Below are 17999 nucleotides of genomic sequence, written 5' to 3' on the forward strand. Positions count from 1 at the left end.
TTCCTTTCAAGTCAGGAAAGTTCGATGGGGTCGAGCGAAACGCTGATCGTGCCGCTCGCCTGGTCAATCGTGACGGGGTATACGGGTGTTGCGACATGCGCGGGAAGCTGCCTAGGCACGCCGGTACGTAAATCAAACTGACTACCGTGCTTCCAGCATTCCAAGGCGCCGTCCTCGACGTCGCCATCAGAGAGATTGACGTTGCGGTGGGTACAAAGGTCGCCGAGTGCGTGCACGGTTCCATCCGTGTCGCGCGCAAGGGCAATCTCGATACCGTCCACCTCGATGCCCATCACGGATCCAGGCGCGAGGTCATCAAGGTGTGCTACCGCGTGTGTCGTGGACATTTAGTTCATGCTCCGCTGCAGCTCGATCTCGATCTGCTCCGTGAGGTAGTCACGTACCTCTGGAACCTCGATTCTCTGGATGAGCTCCTGGAAGAAGCCGCGAACGACGAGACGGCGCGCCTCGATCTCGGAGATGCCGCGCGCCATGAGGTAGAACAGCTGCTCGTCATCGAAACGCCCGGTCGCAGCGGCGTGCCCCGCCCCTTCAATTTCGCCGGTCTCGATCTCGAGGTTCGGAACTGAATCGGCACGGGCCCCCTCGGTAAGAACGAGGTTGCGGTTCATTTCGTACGTCTCGGTGCCTTCGGCTTCCTTGCGGATGAGCACGTCGCCCACCCACACACTGCGCGCACCGCGCCCCTGGAGGGCGCCCTTGTACAGGACGTTCGATGTGCACTTCGGCGCGGCGTGATCCACGAACAGTCGGTGCTCGAGGTGCTGGCCTTCGTCGGAAAAGTACAGGCCGTCCTGCTCAACTTCGCCACCGGGGCCGGCGAACGTCGCGGTTGAATTCACGCGCACCGCCTTGCCGCCGAGCGTCACGACGATGTGCTTGAGGCGAGCGTCCGTCCCGATCTTCGCGACGTGAGTGGCGACGTGCACGGCATCGTCGGCCCAGTCATGGATCGCGATCACGGTCATCTCGGAGCCCTCGTCGAGGACCATCTCGACGTTCTGCGCGTACAGCGCGGAGCCCGTGTGGTTGATGACGTAGGTCGCGCGCGCATTAGCTTCGGTGTGCAGCACGATCTCGCCGTGGCTGGCGATGGATGCGTCGTGTCCAGAAACTTCCACGCGCGCCGGTTCGCTAGCCTCGGTGTTCGCAGGGGCCTTGAGGTACAGTGCGTTCGCGGTCAGCTCCGCGGCTGCCGCGGCGATGCGGTCCTCGGGGAGGATCGCCGTGTGGCGCGGGGCTTCCTTCTCCCCGAGCGAATCGACGACGAGCCCTTCGGGGGACTCGACCTCGTAGCTCACGACGCTTTCCTCGACGTGGGTCTCGCGTGCCTCAAAAAGCGGGGCGAGCTGCCGCAAGCTCGCAAAGCGCCACTCTTCTTCGCGGCCGGTCGGGATCTCGTGGTTGTCGATCCCGAAGGCGGCGTGGCGGGTCGCGCGAGAGAGGAGGCCGCTGCGCTCACCCGGAAGGGCAATACCTTCCGATTCGAGCTGTGCCTTCGAATGATCCGTCGTGGTCATTAACCCACGGCTCCTTCCATCTGCAGTTCAATGAGGCGGTTGAGCTCGAGCGCGTACTCCATGGGGAGCTCACGCGCGATCGGCTCGATAAATCCGCGCACGATCATCGCCATTGCCTCGGTTTCTTCGAGGCCGCGACTCATGAGGTAGAACAGCTGTTCTTCGCTGACCTTGGACACCGTTGCCTCGTGTCCCATCTGTACGTCATCCACGCGAACGTCGACGTATGGATAGGTATCGGTTCGAGAGACCTGGTCGACAAGGAGCGCATCGCAAAGGACGTTAGAGGCGGAGTGGTGCGCACCCTCATTGACCTGGACGAGGCCGCGATACGAGGAGCGGCCGCCACCGCGAGAAACCGACTTCGACACGATCGAACTCGAGGTGTGGGGCGCCATGTGGACCATCTTCGAGCCGGTGTCTTGGTGCTGCCCCTCGCCTGCGAAGGCGATCGAGAGAGTCTCACCGCGCGCGTGCTCACCCTGGAGCCAAACCGCGGGGTACTTCATGGTGACCTTTGAACCGATGTTGCCATCGACCCATTCCATCGTTCCGCCCTCTTCGACGGTCGTGCGCTTCGTGACGAGGTTGTACACGTTGTTCGACCAGTTCTGAATGGTCGTGTAGCGAACGCGCGCATCCTTTTTCACGACGATCTCAACGACCGCGGAGTGGAGCGAGTCCGACTTGTAGATCGGCGCCGTGCAGCCTTCGACGTAGTGCACGTACGAGCCCTCGTCGGCAATGATGAGCGTGCGCTCGAACTGCCCCATGTTCTCGGTATTGATGCGGAAATAGGCCTGGAGCGGGATTTCCACGTGGACGCCCTTCGGAACGTACACGAATGAGCCGCCCGACCACACCGCGGTGTTGAGCGCCGCGAACTTGTTGTCGCCGGCAGGAATCACGGTGCCGAAGTACTCCTCGAAGATCTCGGGGTACTCGCGAAGGCCCGTGTCGGTGTCGACGAAGATGACGCCCTGTTTTTCGAGATCCTCGCGGATCTGGTGGTACACGACCTCGGACTCATACTGAGCGGCGACGCCGGCGACGAGGCGCTCCTTTTCTGCCTCGGGAATACCAAGGCGATCATAGGTCGCCTTGATGTCTTCAGGCAGGTCTTCCCAGCTCTTCGCCTGCCCCTCTGTCGAGCGCACAAAATACTTGATGTTGTCGAAATCGATCTCGCTAAGATCCGCGCCCCACGTGGGAAGCGGCTTCCTTTCAAAGAGCGAGAGTGCGCGCAGTCGGCGCTTGAGCATCCATTCGGGCTCGTTCTTCAGGTGCGAGATGTTGCGCACGACTTCTTCACTCAGCCCTCGCTGAGCAGTGGCGCCGGCGGTATCCGAATCGTGCCAGCCATATTCGTAGCTGCCGATCGACGCGATGATCTCGTCCTGACTGAGCTGCTCTGGTGCAGTCGTCATGGCTTCCTTCCTTCTGTGAGCAAATCTGTGGTGACGTCCGAGGCAAGTTCCCCTTCGGCCATGGACTCGGCAATTGCCGCGCTCATGGCCGGGGTTAAGTGGGTGGTGCACACGTGCGCACCCGCCGCTCGAGTCGCGAGGCGCTGAACGGGAACGCCGAGCATTCTCGAAAGCGCAGCCGTTTCAACCTCGCACAGCTCCGGGTGCTTCGCGGCGATGTCTTGGACCGGGCAGCGTCCCTGGCACATCTGCACCGTCGTGAGGGTCCGCGACGGGGCACCGTCTCGCCCGAGAGAGCCGACGCTCACCGTGACCGGCCTGAGCGATGCGGCATAGCCGAGTTCTTTGAGAAGGTCGATCACGAGGCGCACGCGGCGCGCCGGCGTCACCTCACCTTCATCGCTTTCACGCGCATAGCGCCGCTCGAACTCCGCTTCCCATTCGGCGGTGCGCGCCTTCGCGAGTGCGACGAGGGCCTCGTGCCCGCCAGCGCGTTCGAGTTCTTTCATCGCCAGTAGAGCGAGGCTTTCGCACTCTCTCGAGGCTGCATCAGGCTCCGGGGCGGTCGCGGCGAGCACGAACTCCTTGCGAGGGCGCCCGCGCCCTCGGGGCCTGTGGGACGATTCCTTTTCCTCAATGATGCCCTCGGCGTGCAATTGGGATAGGTGCCGACGGATAGCAGCGCCGGTGAGGTGAAAACGTTCGGCAAGGTCGCCTGCGGCGATGGGACCGTCGATACTAATAGCCTCGATGAGGCGTTCGCGCGTCGAATCATTGACGGACGCTTCGGTGCGAGCATTCACGACATCCTCCTTTCGCCAAACCGGTGGACGATGCGATTCTACAAACCGTGAGTTTCGAAAAGATAGAGAGGGTTACCTAAGTCCCGGCGGAGCGCGGCGTATGTCACACACATCGCGAAAACCAGTCGACCGTCGGACCCCTCCCGCCCCTCGCCGCGGCTGCGCGCACATTACCATGATGTGCCATGGGCACTCACACTTCGACCGCAGCCGGGCGCGCGGCCACACCACCGCCGGCACTCGAAATCACTCACCTGCGTAAACAATTCGGTTCCGTCACGGCGTGCGAAAACGTGAGTCTCTCGGCGAAATTCGGGGAGATCACCGCGCTGCTAGGCCCAAACGGCGCCGGCAAATCCACGACGATCGCGTGCGCGACCGGGCTCCTCTCCCCCGATGCAGGCGAGGTACAACTCCTCGGCGCCGACCCTCTCACTCACGACGCCGAGACGCGCGCGAGGGTCGGCGTCATGCTTCAGGACGGCGGCCTCACCTCAGGAGCCACCCCAGCGCAGCTACTCGCCTACGCCTCATCTCTCTACGCGCGGCCCCGGGATTGGCGCGCCCTTTCCCGCGAACTCGGTATCGATTCCTTCTCATCGACCCTCGTGCGCCGACTCTCCGGTGGTCAACGGCAGCGTTTGAGCCTCGCTCTTTCACTGCTCGGCGTGCCCGACGTTCTTTTTCTCGACGAACCGACCGCCGGCATGGATGTCGCGGTCAAGCGACGCACGCGAGAGCTTATCCGAGCCGAAGCGGAGCGAGGCGCCGCCGTCATCCTCACCTCTCACGCGCTCGACGACATCGCCTCGCTCGCGGATCGCGTCATCGTCATCGCCGAAGGCTCCGTGAAGGCCGACGGCACCCTCGCTGACGTCGAACGCACGCTCGGGAGCCAATCCCCGCTCTCGATCGATATTGCTGCGAGTGCCCCTTCGGAGGAGCGCCTCGTGGCGTTTGAACAGGCAGTACGTAACGCCGCCGAAATCCAAGGGGTCACTCTCGCCATCGAACACGGCCCCGATTCCCTCGAGGACATTCTCGTGTCGCTGTCGAACACGCGAGCAAAGGAGACGAAGTGAGCACGGACCCGCACTCGGTAATGTCCGATTCGCGCCGCGCCGCCCGCACCCCTCGGCGCATCGCCGCGCACGCACAACTTGAAGCACGGGCGATTCTCACCAACGGAGAGCAGCTCATGGTTTCGCTCATGCTGCCTGCAATGGTTCTTCTTGGCTTGCGGTTCGTCCCCGTTTCGCCCGCTCTTTTTGGCGGCAAGTCGCCGTCAATGACCGACGCCGTTGCCGCGACAGCGGTGACCGCCATCATTGCCACTTCCCTCACCTCACAGGCAATCGCCACCGGCTTCGACCGTCGAAATGGGGTGCTGCGTTGGATCGCCACGACACCTCTCGGTCGCGGCGGTTACATGCTTGGCAAATTGGGTGCGATGGCAATCGTGCACATCCTGCAGATCGTTGCGCTCGGCGCCCTGTCGTTCGCACTTGGCTGGCGGCCCACCGCTGGTGAAATCCTGTTGTCGATTCCCGTGTGGATTCTTGCCACGTGTGCCTTCGGGGGGCTCGGTCTTTTGATCGCCGGCACGCTTCGCACTGAGGCCGTACTCGCGCTGTCAAACATCATTTTTATTCTCCTCATCGCCGTCGGTGGGGTGGCGATCCCCGCGAACGGATTTCCCGCGCCATTCGACACTCTCGTCTCAGTGCTGCCGTCGGCTGCTGCATCGAGCGCACTCACCGAGACGCTATCGGGGCACGCACCCTCCCTCGCCGCGCTCGGGCTCCTCGCCCTGTGGGCCGCGGTCTTTGGGAGTTTGACGGTGAGATTCTTCCGCTGGACGAGCGCCTGATTCACCGATCCTGCCCCGCCTTTCTTACACTGAGCGCATGACAGCACACACGAACGCCCCCAGCTCCCTTCCACGGGAACGCAAACGCTGGATCACGGCCATTTTTTGGATCAATCTCGCGTGCCAAATCGGCATTATCGCGACCGGGGGCATCGTGCGTCTCACGAAGTCCGGGCTCGGGTGTTCGTCGTGGCCGCACTGCGAGCCGGGTGAGTTCACTCCTCGTTATCACCCTGAATCCGGGCTGCGCCCCTTCATCGAATTTGGCAACCGTGCCCTCACGCTCGTTCTGCTCGTGTTCGCAATCCTCGTGCTCGTGGCGACTTACAAGCATCTGCGGACCAAAGGCAAGGGGTTTGTGCGCCTTTCCTGGGTCCCGCTCATCCTTACCGTGTTCCAGGCAGTGTGGGGCATGCTTGTCGTGTATTTGCACTTGCACCCGTTCTTCGTGTCGGTGCACTTCATCGTCTCGCCAATCCTCGTGGCGTCCTCCGCGGTACTGGTGTACCGGCTTTATGAAGGCAATGGTTCCGCGAGGCTTGCCGTGAACCGCGGAGCACAGTTCGTGTATTGGCCGCTCGCTGCCGTCGGATTTATCGTGCTGATTCTCGGCACCCTCACGACCGGTTCGGGCCCCCACTCCGGTGACGCCAATACTCCACAGCGTTTCCCTTTTAACCCCGCGAAAATTGCGTGGCTCCACGCCGACTTCGTGTGGCTGTTCTGCGGTCTCCTGCTTGGCGTGGCAATCGTCCTGATGGTGACAAAAGCTCACGCCCGATCAAAGAGGGCCCTTGTCGCGCTCACGATCGTCACGCTCCTCCAGGCCGTGATTGGTTATATCCAGTACTTCACCGGACTCCCCGAAGCTCTCGTGGGACTCCACATGCTCGGAGCCGCGCTCCTTTCGGCGAGTATCGCTTGGCTCGGCGCCAGCCTGTTCACGTGGTACCCCCTCGGTGAAGGCACAGCCCCGGACGACTACTCGAAGGATGCCCAGTCATGAGGGGCTTTCGCACTCACCGCTACCCCACCCCCGAACAGATTCGCCCCGCCGGCGAGTTCGTTGCGGGCGTGCTCTCCTCGCTTCGTCGAACCGTGTCCGTAGGCGACAACCTTCTCGAGATTGATGCCGAAGTCCACCGCATGATTCGCGAAGCTGGCGCCACATCGTGCTACCTCGACTATCACCCGAGTTTCGGCGCTTCGCCGTTCGGGAAAGTCATTTGTCTGAGCGTGAACAACGCGGTGCTTCACGGCCGCCCCTACGATCGCACCTTGGAGAGCGGGGACCTGCTTTCCATGGACTTCGCGATCGAGCTCGAGGGCTGGGTTGCTGACTCTTCACTCTCGATTGTCGTGGGCGAGCAGCGAGAGGATCACCTGAAACTTATTCGCGATACAGAAAGCGTCATGTGGGCAGGTATTGGTGCTGCCCGGGCGGGCAATACAGTCGGCGATATCGGCCACGCGGTTGAGACCCGGGCCGCGGAGCTGGGTTACACGATTAATCACGAGTTTGGCGGCCACGGCGTTGGCCGTACCATGCACGAAGCGCCGTTCGTGCCGAATTTCGGTGCCCCGGGCTCAGGCCAGAAACTCCGCGAGGGAATGGCAATCACGGTCGAACCGTTTTTGACGCCGACGACCGACGTCATGACCATCACCGAGCGTGATGGCTGGACCGTCGAATCGGGCGACGGCTCAACAGGGGCCCACGCCGAACACACCCTCATCGTGACAAAGGGTGAGCCGATCATCGTCACGGCGCGCTCCGACGACCCAGCCTAATCGAGTCCCCTAGAATCTGCGCCGAGTAGACCGTCCGCAGGGGCTCTGGCGCGACGCGGAAGAAGAGTTCACCGTATTGTTACGATTTTGTAACGCCCTCGTCGCTCTTCGCCTACGTAAAAATATACGCGGATAGTAGTATCCCTAGCGGCCCAAGCCGATGAGCGGACGCAGATCCACCGTCTCCACTCCCGCGTTCCCTGGCAACCGATGCACAGGTTGAGTGCAGTGGCGGTAACCGTGACGAACAGAAAAGAGAATCCCTATGACCTTCACCCGTAAGAAGCTTGGGCCGGTGATCGGCCTTGGTCTTTCTTTGTCGCTATTAGCCGCATGTTCGGGCGGAAGCGCGGCCAACCACGCCGCCTCGCGGCCTTCCCCGAGTATGTCGACGTCTGCCGACTCCTCTTCGAGCGCGTCGACGTCACCGAATGGCACAAGCGACAACCAAGCGGGCTCTGGCGCTGCGGCAACCGAATCGACGCAGTCAGGAGAAGACGACGAGGACCACTCAAACGAATCTCTCGCCCAGCGGTGGGCGAGGAAGAAAAACCGTTCTTTCGGTCAGGATGCCAGCCGCATCGGTGAATCGGGCAACAGCGGCGTAGACAACAACTCCGAACTGAACGCCGGCAAAGCCCCCACGGATGGCCGCGGCAACGACAACAAGTCCGGTTTTGAGATCACCCCGGAGACCGCACTCGCTCGCAGCGAATCGGATACGCCCATTCCGCCCGCGAAAACCCCCGACCAGAACTCCACTCCGGTCGAGGACAATCCCGCCTCGAAACCGGCGGCACCGAAGCCGGCTCAAGACAACACTGGCGGCGAGAAGAACGGGACGATCGTCGCGGCTCCCGAGCCGAATAAGCCAGGCGATCACCGCGGCGATTCGGGTAAGCCTGGTAGGAAGCCAGGTAAGTCTGACGGCACCTCTCAGCCGGAGCGCCCGAGTAACCCGAGCAAGCCGAATAAGCCAAAGAAGACCGTCACTATCGCAGCCTTTGACGAAGAAGGCTACAACGCCGCGCTCAAGGATTGGAACAACAATCTCCAGTCAGCTCGCAACGCGTCCGCTCGCGCTAACACCGAGCTCGATAGGGCGCGCCGTGAGGCAGAATCCTCGCGTGCAAAGGCCGAAGAATCGAGGGCTGCCTACGAACGCGAGAAGGCGAAACTCGATGAGCTGATCGCGGCAATGCCGGGTGACGGCGATCTTGCAGCAAAGCGCGATCTCGCCGCTAAGCTCAAGGTTGAGGCTGAGAAGGCTGCCGCCGACGTCGAGGCTGCTGACGCAAAGCTCGCCGCGGCTCAGAAGGCTAAGCAGGATGCTGATCGGAAGCTTGGCGACGCCACGAAGCAGCTTGCGGCGCTTTCGGGCGAGCGGGAGCAGCTCGAACAGGGCAGCTCAGTTCTGTACTCGGCGCTCGATGAGCAAAATCAGCTTCGCGCCCTCTCGGATGCTGTCGCCGAACGCATCAATGCGTACCGTGTGAAGAACGGTTTGAACGAGCTCGTTTACGCGCCCGTGTTCAACGATGAGGCTGCCAAGTGGTCCACAAGCATGGCGACGAGCAAGGAGCTCAAGCACTCCAACAAGGACAAAACTGGCTACAGCGGCGAAAACGTCATTCAGGCGACGTGTGACCTGGATGCGTCCAGCGTCGATGAGTGCGCCGACGATCTGTTCAAGAAGTGGCACGATTCCGATGCCCACAACGCGAACATGCTGGACGAACGATTCTCTCACGCTGGTCTCGGCCTTGCGAAGAGCGATGACGGCCAGGTGTACGGCACCAACATGTTCTACATCAAGGAAGACGCGCGCCTCGCGAACTCCGACACCCGTGAGCCGAAGTCGAAGGCGATGCCTGAAAATCTCGAAGGCGAGTACGTGCCCGACGGCGCAATCGCTGCCACCGGCGGCTCGAAGCTCACCTACGAGGTCGACGATCGCAATACCACCGAATATGAGAAGTGGGAAGGCGGCAAGGAAGGCCTCGACTACACCAAGGGTGTGCAGCGCGGGGTGGATGAGCGCATCTCTTCACTGAGTGACGCTCCAAAGATCGAGGAGCTCAAGGATCTCGACTCCAAGATCGCTGACGCTCGGACCGAGGTCGACGAGGCGCAGGCCGAAGCCGATAAGAGCGCGAAGGAAGTCGCGGACGCCGAAGCCGCTAAGCAGGACGCTGAGCAGCGCAATACCGAGAGCACCGAGGCTTCGACGACCGCCGATCATGAACTCGCTGATGCGGAAGCTGCCGCTCCCGAAGCTGAGAAGGCACGTGCTGCGCAGCAGGCTAAGGTCGATAGGCAGACCGAGTCTGTGGGTAAAGCAGAGTCGAAAGCCGGCGCTGACAGCCAAGCCGCGTTGAAGGCTGAGAACGAACTCAAGGACGCTCAGGCTAAGGCCGATGAGGCAGCGAAGGCAGAGGCCGGCGTTGAGGCCGACAAGCCTACCGAGAAGGATTTCACCTCCTACCACGAGATCCCTGCGGAATGATCTAACGATTGCGCTTCCCGCACGGGATCCTTCGAAGGGGCCGCTTCATCACGAAGCGGCCCCTTTCGATACCCGTTTTACCCCTCCGCCGTCCTCACGATTGTGGAGACATCAGTGTAATCCTCGAAATCAGGAGCCTTGAGCGCCGCATTCTCCGGAGGAAGATTCGCTGTGCGAGAGGACTCTTCCCCACCGCCGTCACTAGCACCGCCGCCGTTCGAGCCGGCAGCATCGCTACTGGTCGAAGAGGCCGATGGAGTCGCGGTAAGCGTCGGACCGCCAGCAGACTCACCCCCACCACAGCCGACCAACCCCGCCGCCACCAACGCGACAACACTAAAAACACCACAAGCCCGCGCTCGCCCGCTCAACATGCACTCCCCCGATCCGGTCCACTATCACCCCACTCCCCCGAGCGAGGCCCATGTCACATAGCCAACCAGAACGCTACAGTCCGCGCAACAAGTGTCGCGCGGACTGTGGACAAGCGGAGCGTGTGCTCTTATTGGGCGAGCGAGCGAAGCACGTACTGGAGGATACCTCCGGCACGGAAGTAGTCGGCCTCGCCCGGGGTATCGATGCGCACGATCGCCTCGAACTCGATGGGCTCTGCACCTTCGCGTGTTGCGCGTACGGAGACGGTTTTCGGGGTGATGCCTTCGTTGAGAGCGCTCGCGCCAGAAATGGAGAAGGTTTCTTCGCCCGTGAGGTCGAGGCTTTCAGCCGACTCGCCAGCGGGGTACTGCAGCGGCAGCACGCCCATGCCAATCAGGTTTGAGCGGTGAATGCGCTCGTAGCTCTCGGCGATGACCGCGCGCACGCCCAGCAGCTTCGTGCCTTTGGCTGCCCAGTCGCGAGACGAGCCGGTGCCGTACTCCTTGCCGGCGAGGACGACGAGCGGGATTCCCGCTTCGGCGTAGTCCTGCGCGGCATCGTAAATGAAGCTCTGCTCACCGGTGAGGAAGTTCCTCGTGTATCCACCTTCGACGCCGTCGAGAAGAAGGTTTTTGAGACGGATGTTCGCGAAGGTGCCACGGATCATGACCTCGTGGTTGCCGCGGCGCGAGCCGTAGGAGTTGAAATCCTTGCGGTCCACGCCGTGCTCACGCAGGTACCGCCCGGCGGGCGAGTCGGCCTTGATGGCGCCGGCAGGCGAGATATGGTCGGTCGTCGTCGAGTCGCCAACCTTCACGAGTACGCGCGCACCTTCGATGTCACGAATGGCATCAAGCTCCATACTCATCCCCTCGAAGTACGGAGGTTTGCGCACGTAGGTCGAGTCTTCGCTCCACTCGAACGTGTCACCGTCGGGAGTGTCGAGGCCGCGCCAGCGTTCATCGCCGGCGAAGACATCGGAGTAGTCGTTTTCGAACATCTCCTGCGTGATGTTCTCGGCGATCGTCCGCTCGACCTCGGTGGGGTTTGGCCAGATGTCTCGCAAAAAGACCTCGTTGCCGTCGGCATCGCGCCCGAGCGGGTCGGTGTCGAAGTCGAAGTCCATGGTGCCCGCGAGGGCGTAGGCGATGACAAGGGGCGGCGAGGCCAGGTAGTTCATCTTGACGTCCGGGTTGATACGCCCCTCGAAGTTGCGGTTGCCCGACAGCACAGCGGTCACGGCAAGATCACCCTCGGCAATGGCTTCGGAGATCTCAGGGGCGAGGGGGCCGGAGTTGCCGATGCAGGTTGTACAGCCGTACCCGACGAGGTGGAAACCGAGTTTCTCGAGGAACGGCCATAGGCCGGCCTTCTCGTAGTAGTCGGTGACGACCTTCGAGCCTGGCGCCATGGAGGTCTTCACCCAGGGCTTTACTTCGAGGCCGCGCTCAGTCGCGTTCTTCGCCAGCAACCCTGCGGCCATCATAACCGATGGGTTCGAGGTGTTAGTGCACGACGTGATCGAGGCGATCGAGACGATGCCGTGGTCGATCGTGTAATCAGCTCCCTTGACCGCTGTGGGATTCGAGGTGTTCTCGGCATAGGCCGGCAGGGATTTCGCGAAGCTTTCTTTGGCGTCGGTGAGCACGATGCGGTCCTGCGGGCGCTTTGGTCCGGCGATCGAGGGGACGACGGTTGCAAGGTCAAGCTCGAGGTACTCGGAGTACTCCGCTTCCCGCTTCGGGTCATGCCAAAGCCCCTGACGTTTTGCGTAGGCCTCCACAAGGGCGACGTGTTCGTCGTCGCGACCCGTGAGGCGAAGGTAGTCCAGTGTCACGTCGTCGATCGGGAAAATAGCGGCGGTCGAGCCGAACTCGGGGCTCATGTTCCCGATCGTGGCGCGGTTGGCGAGGGGAACCTGCGCGACACCTTCGCCGTAGAACTCCACGAACTTGCCGACGACACCGTGCGCACGCAGCATTTCGGTGATGGTGAGAACCACGTCGGTAGCGGTGGCCGCGGGCGGAATCTCTCCCGTGAGCTTGAAGCCGACGACTCGCGGGATAAGCATCGAGACGGGTTGGCCGAGCATCGCTGCTTCTGCTTCGATGCCACCAACACCCCAGCCGAGCACGCCGAGGCCGTTGACCATGGTCGTGTGGGAATCAGTGCCCACGCACGAATCGGGAAAGGCGCGCAAGGCGCCGTCGACTTCGCGGGTCATAACGGTCCGGGCGAGGTACTCGATGTTGACCTGGTGGACGATGCCCGTGCCCGGCGGGACAACCTTGAAGTCATCGAAGGCGCCCTGGCCCCAACGAAGGAACTGGTAGCGTTCGCGGTTGCGTTCAAACTCGAGGTCCATATTGAGCTCGAGTGCATCGACGCGGCCGGCGACGTCGATCATGACGGAGTGGTCGATCACCATTTCCGCAGGGGCGAGCGGATTGATTTTCGAGGGGTCTCCGCCGAGCTCACTCATGGCTTCGCGCATTGTTGCCAGGTCGACGATGCACGGCACGCCGGTGAAGTCTTGCATGATGACGCGCGCCGGCGTGAATTGGATTTCTTCGCTCGGCTCAGCGTTCGGGTCCCATCCGGCGAGAGCCTGGACGTGCGCCGCAGTGATGTTTTCGCCGTCCTCGGTGCGCAGGAGGTTTTCGAGCAGCACTTTCAAACTGTAGGGAAGCCGACGGTAACCTTCGACGGCATCGAGGGCATAAATCTCGTATTCGCGCGCATTGACGGTCAGGGATGTCTTGGCACCGAATGAATTCACCGTGCTCATGGGGTCTCCAATCGATAGTGGGGTCGATCGTTATCAGAATTATCGCGCGGCTCGTTCGAGCTTCACGACGCATTCCATGTGGTGGGTGTGGGGGTAGAGGTCGAAGACCTGGAAGTCAGTGATGGCCCACCCTTCGTGCTCGGCAACGCGCAGGTCACGGGCGAGGGTCGAGGGTTCGCACGACACGTACACCATGCGCGTTCGCGTGAGCTCGACGAGGCGTGCCATCGCGGCTTCGCCGACGCCTGCGCGCGGCGGATCCATGACGACGCGGTCGGCACCCTCGGTGGAGCGAGCGAGGAAGTCGCGAACGTCAGCACTCACGGTCCTGGCCTGGGGGTATGCGGCAAGGTTGGAAGCGGCGTCAGCGCTCGCTCGCTCCGCGCCTTCGACGCTCACGAGTTCGCCTTCAGCTCCAACCGCGCGGGCGGCAGGGACGGAGAAGAGGCCCGCCCCGGCGTATAGATCCCAGACGCACTCGCCTTCGCGGGCGTCGAGGGCCTGTCCGACGGCGGCTGTGAGGAGGCGAGGCGCATCGACATGCACCTGCCAGAAACCACCGGCGTAGAGCGTGAAAGTGTCGTCGCCGACTATTTCGCGAACGGTGTCGTCGCCTCGAAGCGTGGTCGTGGCCGCGCGGGTGGTGAGCAGAACACTCGCCTTGTCGCAGCCTGCGGGGAGGTTAAGCTCCTCGAGACTCAACTCTTTTTCGGCGCGCACAATGATCGCGGGGCTGCTTCCGCTCGGGGCTGCGACATCGACTGCTACGACCCCGCTCGGGGCCTTCCATACCCCGATGCCGAGGCCCTGGATGACGGGGTGGGCAAGCGGGTTGGAGCCGACTGCGTGAATGTCATGGGAGCGCCATCCGCGCATGCCCACCTTGCCGTTGTCGACGGCAAACCGAACGCGGGAGCGCCAGCCGAGGCCCGTGTGGTCGTCACGCGCGGGTTCGATCTGAATGTCTTCGATCGGGTAGCTGGTGATTCGCGCGCGAGTCATAAGTTCCTGAAGAACTTCGGTTTTGATGCGCCGCTGGGCTTCGATACGGATGTGGGCGTAGTCGGCCCCACCGATCCCTTCGTAACCGGATTCAGGCCATGCGCTCGGTACTCGGTCAGGGCCGGCCTCGATCACGTCGATTGTTTCGGCACGCCAGAAGCGCGCATTCGAGCTCGACTCGGGAAGGAGCTCAGCGACGACCGTTTCTCCGGGGCAAGCGCCGCGAACGAAAACAACGCGGCCGTCGTGCCGGGCGACGAACGTTCCTCCATGCGCGGGCTTGTCGACCGTCACCGTGATGAGCCGCCCCTCCCCTGCGAGCTCCTGGACTTCTTCGGGACGCTCAGACGCAGGACGGGTCATGGGGTGCACTCCTTGACGACAGTGGTCGGGATGGTCACGATTCATGCGCTGTGCTCGGGATCGTTGAGATCCCAGGGGACCGGGCAAATAGACACACGCTCGTACTTATCGAGCCGCGTCGTCACTCGCCTGAGCACGTGATTGTGCATGATCGACTCCCACCAGTGTCCCACGAGATATTCCGGAATGTAGACAACGACAGCGTCGCGCGGATAGGTGCGTGTAAAAGATCGCACGTAATCGTCGAGAGGCGCGAGCAGATCACGATATGGCGAGTTAATGACGCGAAGCGGGATGGGAATTTCGCGCCGGAGCCATTCAGAGCTGAGCTTGTCGATCGCCGAGTCGTTGGTTCTCACCGCGACAGCTTGGAGACTCAGGTGCGGCGAGCTCATCGCCTTCTTAATGGCATGAATCGCTGGCCTGTTGAGCTGCGTGAGGAGCACGATTCCGCGCGTGGGGTCCTTGCCATCGAGGGGTGCGGGTGCGGCGATAGGCCAGCGGCCGCAGTCGTCGTTTTTTTCGAGAGCGAGGCGCGAGGAGATCCGTGCGTAGTAACGACTCACGATCGTCATCACGCCCCACATGAGGGCGACGGCACTGAGCGTGACCCAGGCTCCGAGGAGGAAGTTTGCGGTCGCGACGGTAAGCAGCACCACAGTCAGGCATACGGCAGCAACGATGCTCACAACGCGTTTACGGCCGTAGCGTTGGCGTTCCTTGAGCCGTACCGCGAGGCGGTATTTCTTCGTGTAGTGACGGAACATGCCGAACTGGCCGATCGTGAAGGTGGTAAACACACCAACGACGTACATGTGAATCAGCAGCGTGATGTTGGCTCCGGTCGCGAGAACGACAACGCCCGCTAGTGCTGCGAGAAGCAAAATACCGTTGGAGTATACGAGCCTGTCGCCCCGTGCGGCAAAGACGCGAGGGACATACCCGGGGCGCGCGAGAGCAGCCGTCAGAACGGGGAGACCCGTGAACGCAGTGTTCGCAGCGATGCAGAGCACGAGAGTTGCCATCGCGAGCATTGCAATGGCCATGATCGCCCCTGGCCCGAAGATCGCTTCGGCGATCTGCCCGAGGACCGGGATCGCTTCACTCACGCGAGCCCCGCCCGCTTGGCGAGGAGAAAGGGATACCCCGGTGGCACTGGCAAGGACCATCACCCCGACGAAAAGTGTCGCCGTGAGCGCACCGGAGATGACGAGAGTGATCCGCGCGTTGCGAGCCTTCGGTGGTTGAAAGACGGGCACGGTGTTGGTGATGGCTTTGATCCCTGACACGACGGGCAGACCGCTGGAGAAGGCTCGTGCGAGAACCAGGATTCCCCCGATTGCGGTGAGGGCAGCCGGCGCCCCCTCTCCCGGTTCTGGGATGCTCCCGGCCTGCGGCGACATGCCGAGAGTTCCACGCACCGCTTCAATTCCGCCCCACATGAGCGTCACAGCTATGAGGCCGATGAAGCCGTACACGGGCAGACTTACGAAACGCGCTGACTCCCGCGCTCCTCGGAGGTTCACGAGAGCGAGGAGCGCAACGATCGCGATCGCAATGCCGGTTTGGAAAGGGGCGAGGGCGCTCATGGCACCGCCGATGTACGCGCCGGCCTGCGAGGTGGCGACAGCGACCGTGAGCACATAGTCGGTCACGAGTGCGGCGCCAGCGAGACGCCCCGCGTGGGGTCCAAGAGTTGTGCGAGCAACAACAAAGTCGCTGCCACCGCCCGGAAACTCCTCGATCACATTGAGGTGGGCCGTCACCACGATGGCCATAACGGCAACAACGGCGAGAGCTACCCACGGGCTTAGTGCGAGAAGGCCGACGCCTGACAAGCCGAGCGTGAGGATGATTTCGTCTGGTGCGTACGCGAGTGCGCTGACGGTATCGGCGGCGAAGGAGGGGATTGCAAAGCGTTTGGGAAGGCGCTGGCGCGCAAGGCGATCGGAACTGAACGGACGCCCGATGACGATGCGTTTGACAGAAGCAAAGGGGCCAAGCACACGAATAATCTACTCCGCGCCCACGTCAGACGCACATCCGCACCGCTTGCACACATCCCTTCGCCGATGTGCGCGCTAGGCTGGGCGATGCACGGGCACTACCCGTCACGCTCTAGACATCCGCATCTGCGCGAGGATCACTCAATGCATATCGTCATCATGGGCTGCGGCCGCGTCGGCGCCACGCTCGCCACGAAGCTCCAGGCAATTGGGCATTCGGTAGCGATCATTGACCGCAACGACAAGGCCTTCCGTATGCTCCCCGATGATTTCACGGGCCTCAAGGTCCACGGAATTGGTTTCGATCGCCGCTCCCTCGAACGCGCGCGATGCGACGAAGCGGTCGCGTTCGCCGCCGTTGCGGGCGGGGACAACTCGAACATCATCGCGGCACGTGCAGCGAGACAGCTGTACGGGATCCGCAACGTTGTCGCTCGCATCTACGACCCCAAACGCGCCGAGGTCTACGAGCGTCTCGGCATCGCGACGGTGCCCACGGCCCGCTGGACGACGAACCAGATGCTCACGCGACTCATCCCCGGGCAGTCAGCTCGCGAATTTCAAGACATCTCCGGCAACGTGTCGATTCTTGCGTGCGATTTCCACTCAAGTTGGGTAGGAACGACCCTCGCAGACCTCGAGGAGCTGACCGCTTCGCGCGTCGCGTTCGTCACCCGATACGGCGAGGGAACCCTGCCCGCTCGCGACTACCGCATCCAGGAAGAGGACATCGTTCACCTCGCACTCGAAACGACCCGCGAGGGTGAAGTCACCGCGCTTCTCACCCACCGATTCGAGGAGGAAGCCGAATGAAAATCGTCATCGTCGGCGCAGGAAGCGTCGGTCGGAGTATCGCGCGCGAGCTCATCGATAAAGGCCGCACCGTTACCCTGGTCGACCTTGAAGAGGCACGGCCCGGCCTCGAGGACGTCTCGTGGGTACAGGGCGATGCCGCTGAGCTCGATGTCCTCGAGCGCGCGCAGCTCGCCGAGGCGGACGTCGTCGTTGCAGCGACGGGCGATGACAAGGTCAATCTCGTCGTCTCGCTTCTCGCCAAGACAGAGTTCGGGGTTCCCCGCACCGTCGGTCGCGTCAACCACCCTCGCAACGAGTGGATGTTCGACGACGCCTGGGGCGTTGACGTTGCGGTCTCGACCCCGCGCATCATGACGTCCCTCGTTGAGGAAGCCGTGAGCGTCGGCACCGTTGTCACTATGTTTTCGTTCGCAAAGTCCGAGACGGACATGGTCGAAATTACGGTCCCGGAGACCTCCCCGATCGTCGGCAAGGACATCGGCGACGTTGCGTGGCCATCAAGCGCGACGCTCGTGGGCGTCGTACGCGAGGGGCATCCGCGCCCCCCGGCGCAGTCCGAAGCCCTTGAGCCGCGCGATGAACTCCTCTTCCTCGCACACCGCTCGTGCCTGACCGCGCTCCAGCACACGGTCGTCCCCCGCGATCTTGAAGAAACCACCGCGGCACTTCCGGTCGTTCGCGACGCGGATGAGGACGACGACTAGACGCGGC

General features: G+C 62.4%; 14 protein-coding genes. 7 read left to right on the forward strand and 7 right to left on the reverse strand.

The window, feature by feature from the left end; all coding sequences use genetic code 11:
* Positions 1-11: 11 nt before the first annotated feature.
* The 4 genes from HMPREF1484_RS08580 to HMPREF1484_RS08595 are packed head-to-tail and all read right to left on the reverse strand — an operon-like array spanning position 12 to position 3771.
* Positions 12-347, reverse strand: a complete 336-nt coding sequence (locus HMPREF1484_RS08580) for a non-heme iron oxygenase ferredoxin subunit (RefSeq protein ID WP_016664648.1) — start codon at positions 345-347, stop codon at positions 12-14.
* A complete protein-coding gene (gene sufD, locus HMPREF1484_RS08585) occupies positions 348-1541 on the reverse strand; it encodes a Fe-S cluster assembly protein SufD (protein ID WP_016664649.1) in 1194 nt (397 codons plus the stop codon). It lies immediately after the preceding gene.
* Positions 1541-2968, reverse strand: coding sequence for a Fe-S cluster assembly protein SufB (sufB, locus tag HMPREF1484_RS08590; RefSeq protein ID WP_016664650.1), 1428 nt, complete (start codon positions 2966-2968; stop codon positions 1541-1543). The genes sufD and sufB overlap by 1 nt, the downstream gene beginning before the upstream one ends.
* On the reverse strand, positions 2965-3771 hold the full coding sequence (locus tag HMPREF1484_RS08595) for a metalloregulator ArsR/SmtB family transcription factor (RefSeq protein ID WP_016664651.1): 807 nt from the start codon (positions 3769-3771) through the stop codon (positions 2965-2967). Before HMPREF1484_RS08595 ends, sufB begins: the two co-directional genes overlap by 4 nt.
* A gap of 185 nt (positions 3772-3956) precedes the next feature.
* On the opposite strand from HMPREF1484_RS08595, the gene HMPREF1484_RS08600 reads away from it, so the two are divergent.
* The 5 genes from HMPREF1484_RS08600 to HMPREF1484_RS08620 all read left to right on the forward strand — a co-directional run bounded on the left by HMPREF1484_RS08600 (position 3957) and on the right by HMPREF1484_RS08620 (position 9938).
* Positions 3957-4853 carry an ABC transporter ATP-binding protein gene (locus HMPREF1484_RS08600; RefSeq protein ID WP_016664652.1) on the forward strand — a complete coding sequence of 299 codons (897 nt, stop codon included), beginning with the start codon at positions 3957-3959 and terminating at the stop codon, positions 4851-4853.
* Positions 4850-5641: an ABC transporter permease gene (locus tag HMPREF1484_RS08605; RefSeq protein ID WP_016664653.1), complete on the forward strand. Its 792-nt coding sequence runs from the start codon at positions 4850-4852 to the stop codon at positions 5639-5641. The genes HMPREF1484_RS08600 and HMPREF1484_RS08605 overlap by 4 nt, the downstream gene beginning before the upstream one ends.
* Before the next feature lie 37 nt (positions 5642-5678).
* Entirely contained in the window at positions 5679-6647 is a 969-nt protein-coding gene (locus HMPREF1484_RS08610) for a heme A synthase (RefSeq protein WP_016664654.1), read from the forward strand.
* Complete coding sequence (gene map, locus HMPREF1484_RS08615; RefSeq protein ID WP_016664655.1) at positions 6644-7432, forward strand: type I methionyl aminopeptidase; 789 nt, start codon at positions 6644-6646, stop codon at positions 7430-7432. Before HMPREF1484_RS08610 ends, map begins: the two co-directional genes overlap by 4 nt.
* A 265-nt stretch (positions 7433-7697) precedes the next feature.
* Entirely contained in the window at positions 7698-9938 is a 2241-nt protein-coding gene (locus HMPREF1484_RS08620) for a CAP domain-containing protein (RefSeq protein WP_016664656.1), read from the forward strand.
* A 502-nt stretch (positions 9939-10440) separates the two neighbouring features.
* Here HMPREF1484_RS08620 and acnA read toward each other — a convergent pair.
* From acnA to HMPREF1484_RS08635, 3 genes are read right to left on the reverse strand one after another with little or no spacing between them, the layout of a single operon-like run.
* Entirely contained in the window at positions 10441-13101 is a 2661-nt protein-coding gene (gene acnA, locus HMPREF1484_RS08625; RefSeq protein WP_016664657.1) for an aconitate hydratase AcnA, read from the reverse strand.
* A gap of 39 nt (positions 13102-13140) precedes the next feature.
* Positions 13141-14466 (reverse strand): class I SAM-dependent RNA methyltransferase, encoded by a 1326-nt coding sequence (locus tag HMPREF1484_RS08630; protein WP_016664658.1) that lies wholly within the window; start codon positions 14464-14466, stop codon positions 13141-13143.
* A gap of 41 nt (positions 14467-14507) precedes the next feature.
* A complete protein-coding gene (locus tag HMPREF1484_RS08635; RefSeq protein ID WP_016664659.1) occupies positions 14508-16472 on the reverse strand; it encodes an APC family permease in 1965 nt (654 codons plus the stop codon).
* Between the two features lie 144 nt (positions 16473-16616).
* Here HMPREF1484_RS08635 and HMPREF1484_RS08640 point away from each other — a divergent pair, with 144 nt between their 5' ends.
* Both HMPREF1484_RS08640 and HMPREF1484_RS08645 read left to right on the forward strand, forming a co-directional pair.
* A complete protein-coding gene (locus HMPREF1484_RS08640) occupies positions 16617-17285 on the forward strand; it encodes a TrkA family potassium uptake protein (RefSeq protein ID WP_016664660.1) in 669 nt (222 codons plus the stop codon).
* Positions 17282-17992, forward strand: coding sequence for a TrkA family potassium uptake protein (locus tag HMPREF1484_RS08645; protein ID WP_016664661.1), 711 nt, complete (start codon positions 17282-17284; stop codon positions 17990-17992). The genes HMPREF1484_RS08640 and HMPREF1484_RS08645 overlap by 4 nt, the downstream gene beginning before the upstream one ends.
* Positions 17993-17999 lie beyond the last annotated feature (7 nt).

This window comes from Dermabacter sp. HFH0086, assembly GCF_000413375.1.
Lineage (GTDB): Bacteria > Actinomycetota > Actinomycetes > Actinomycetales > Dermabacteraceae > Dermabacter > Dermabacter hominis.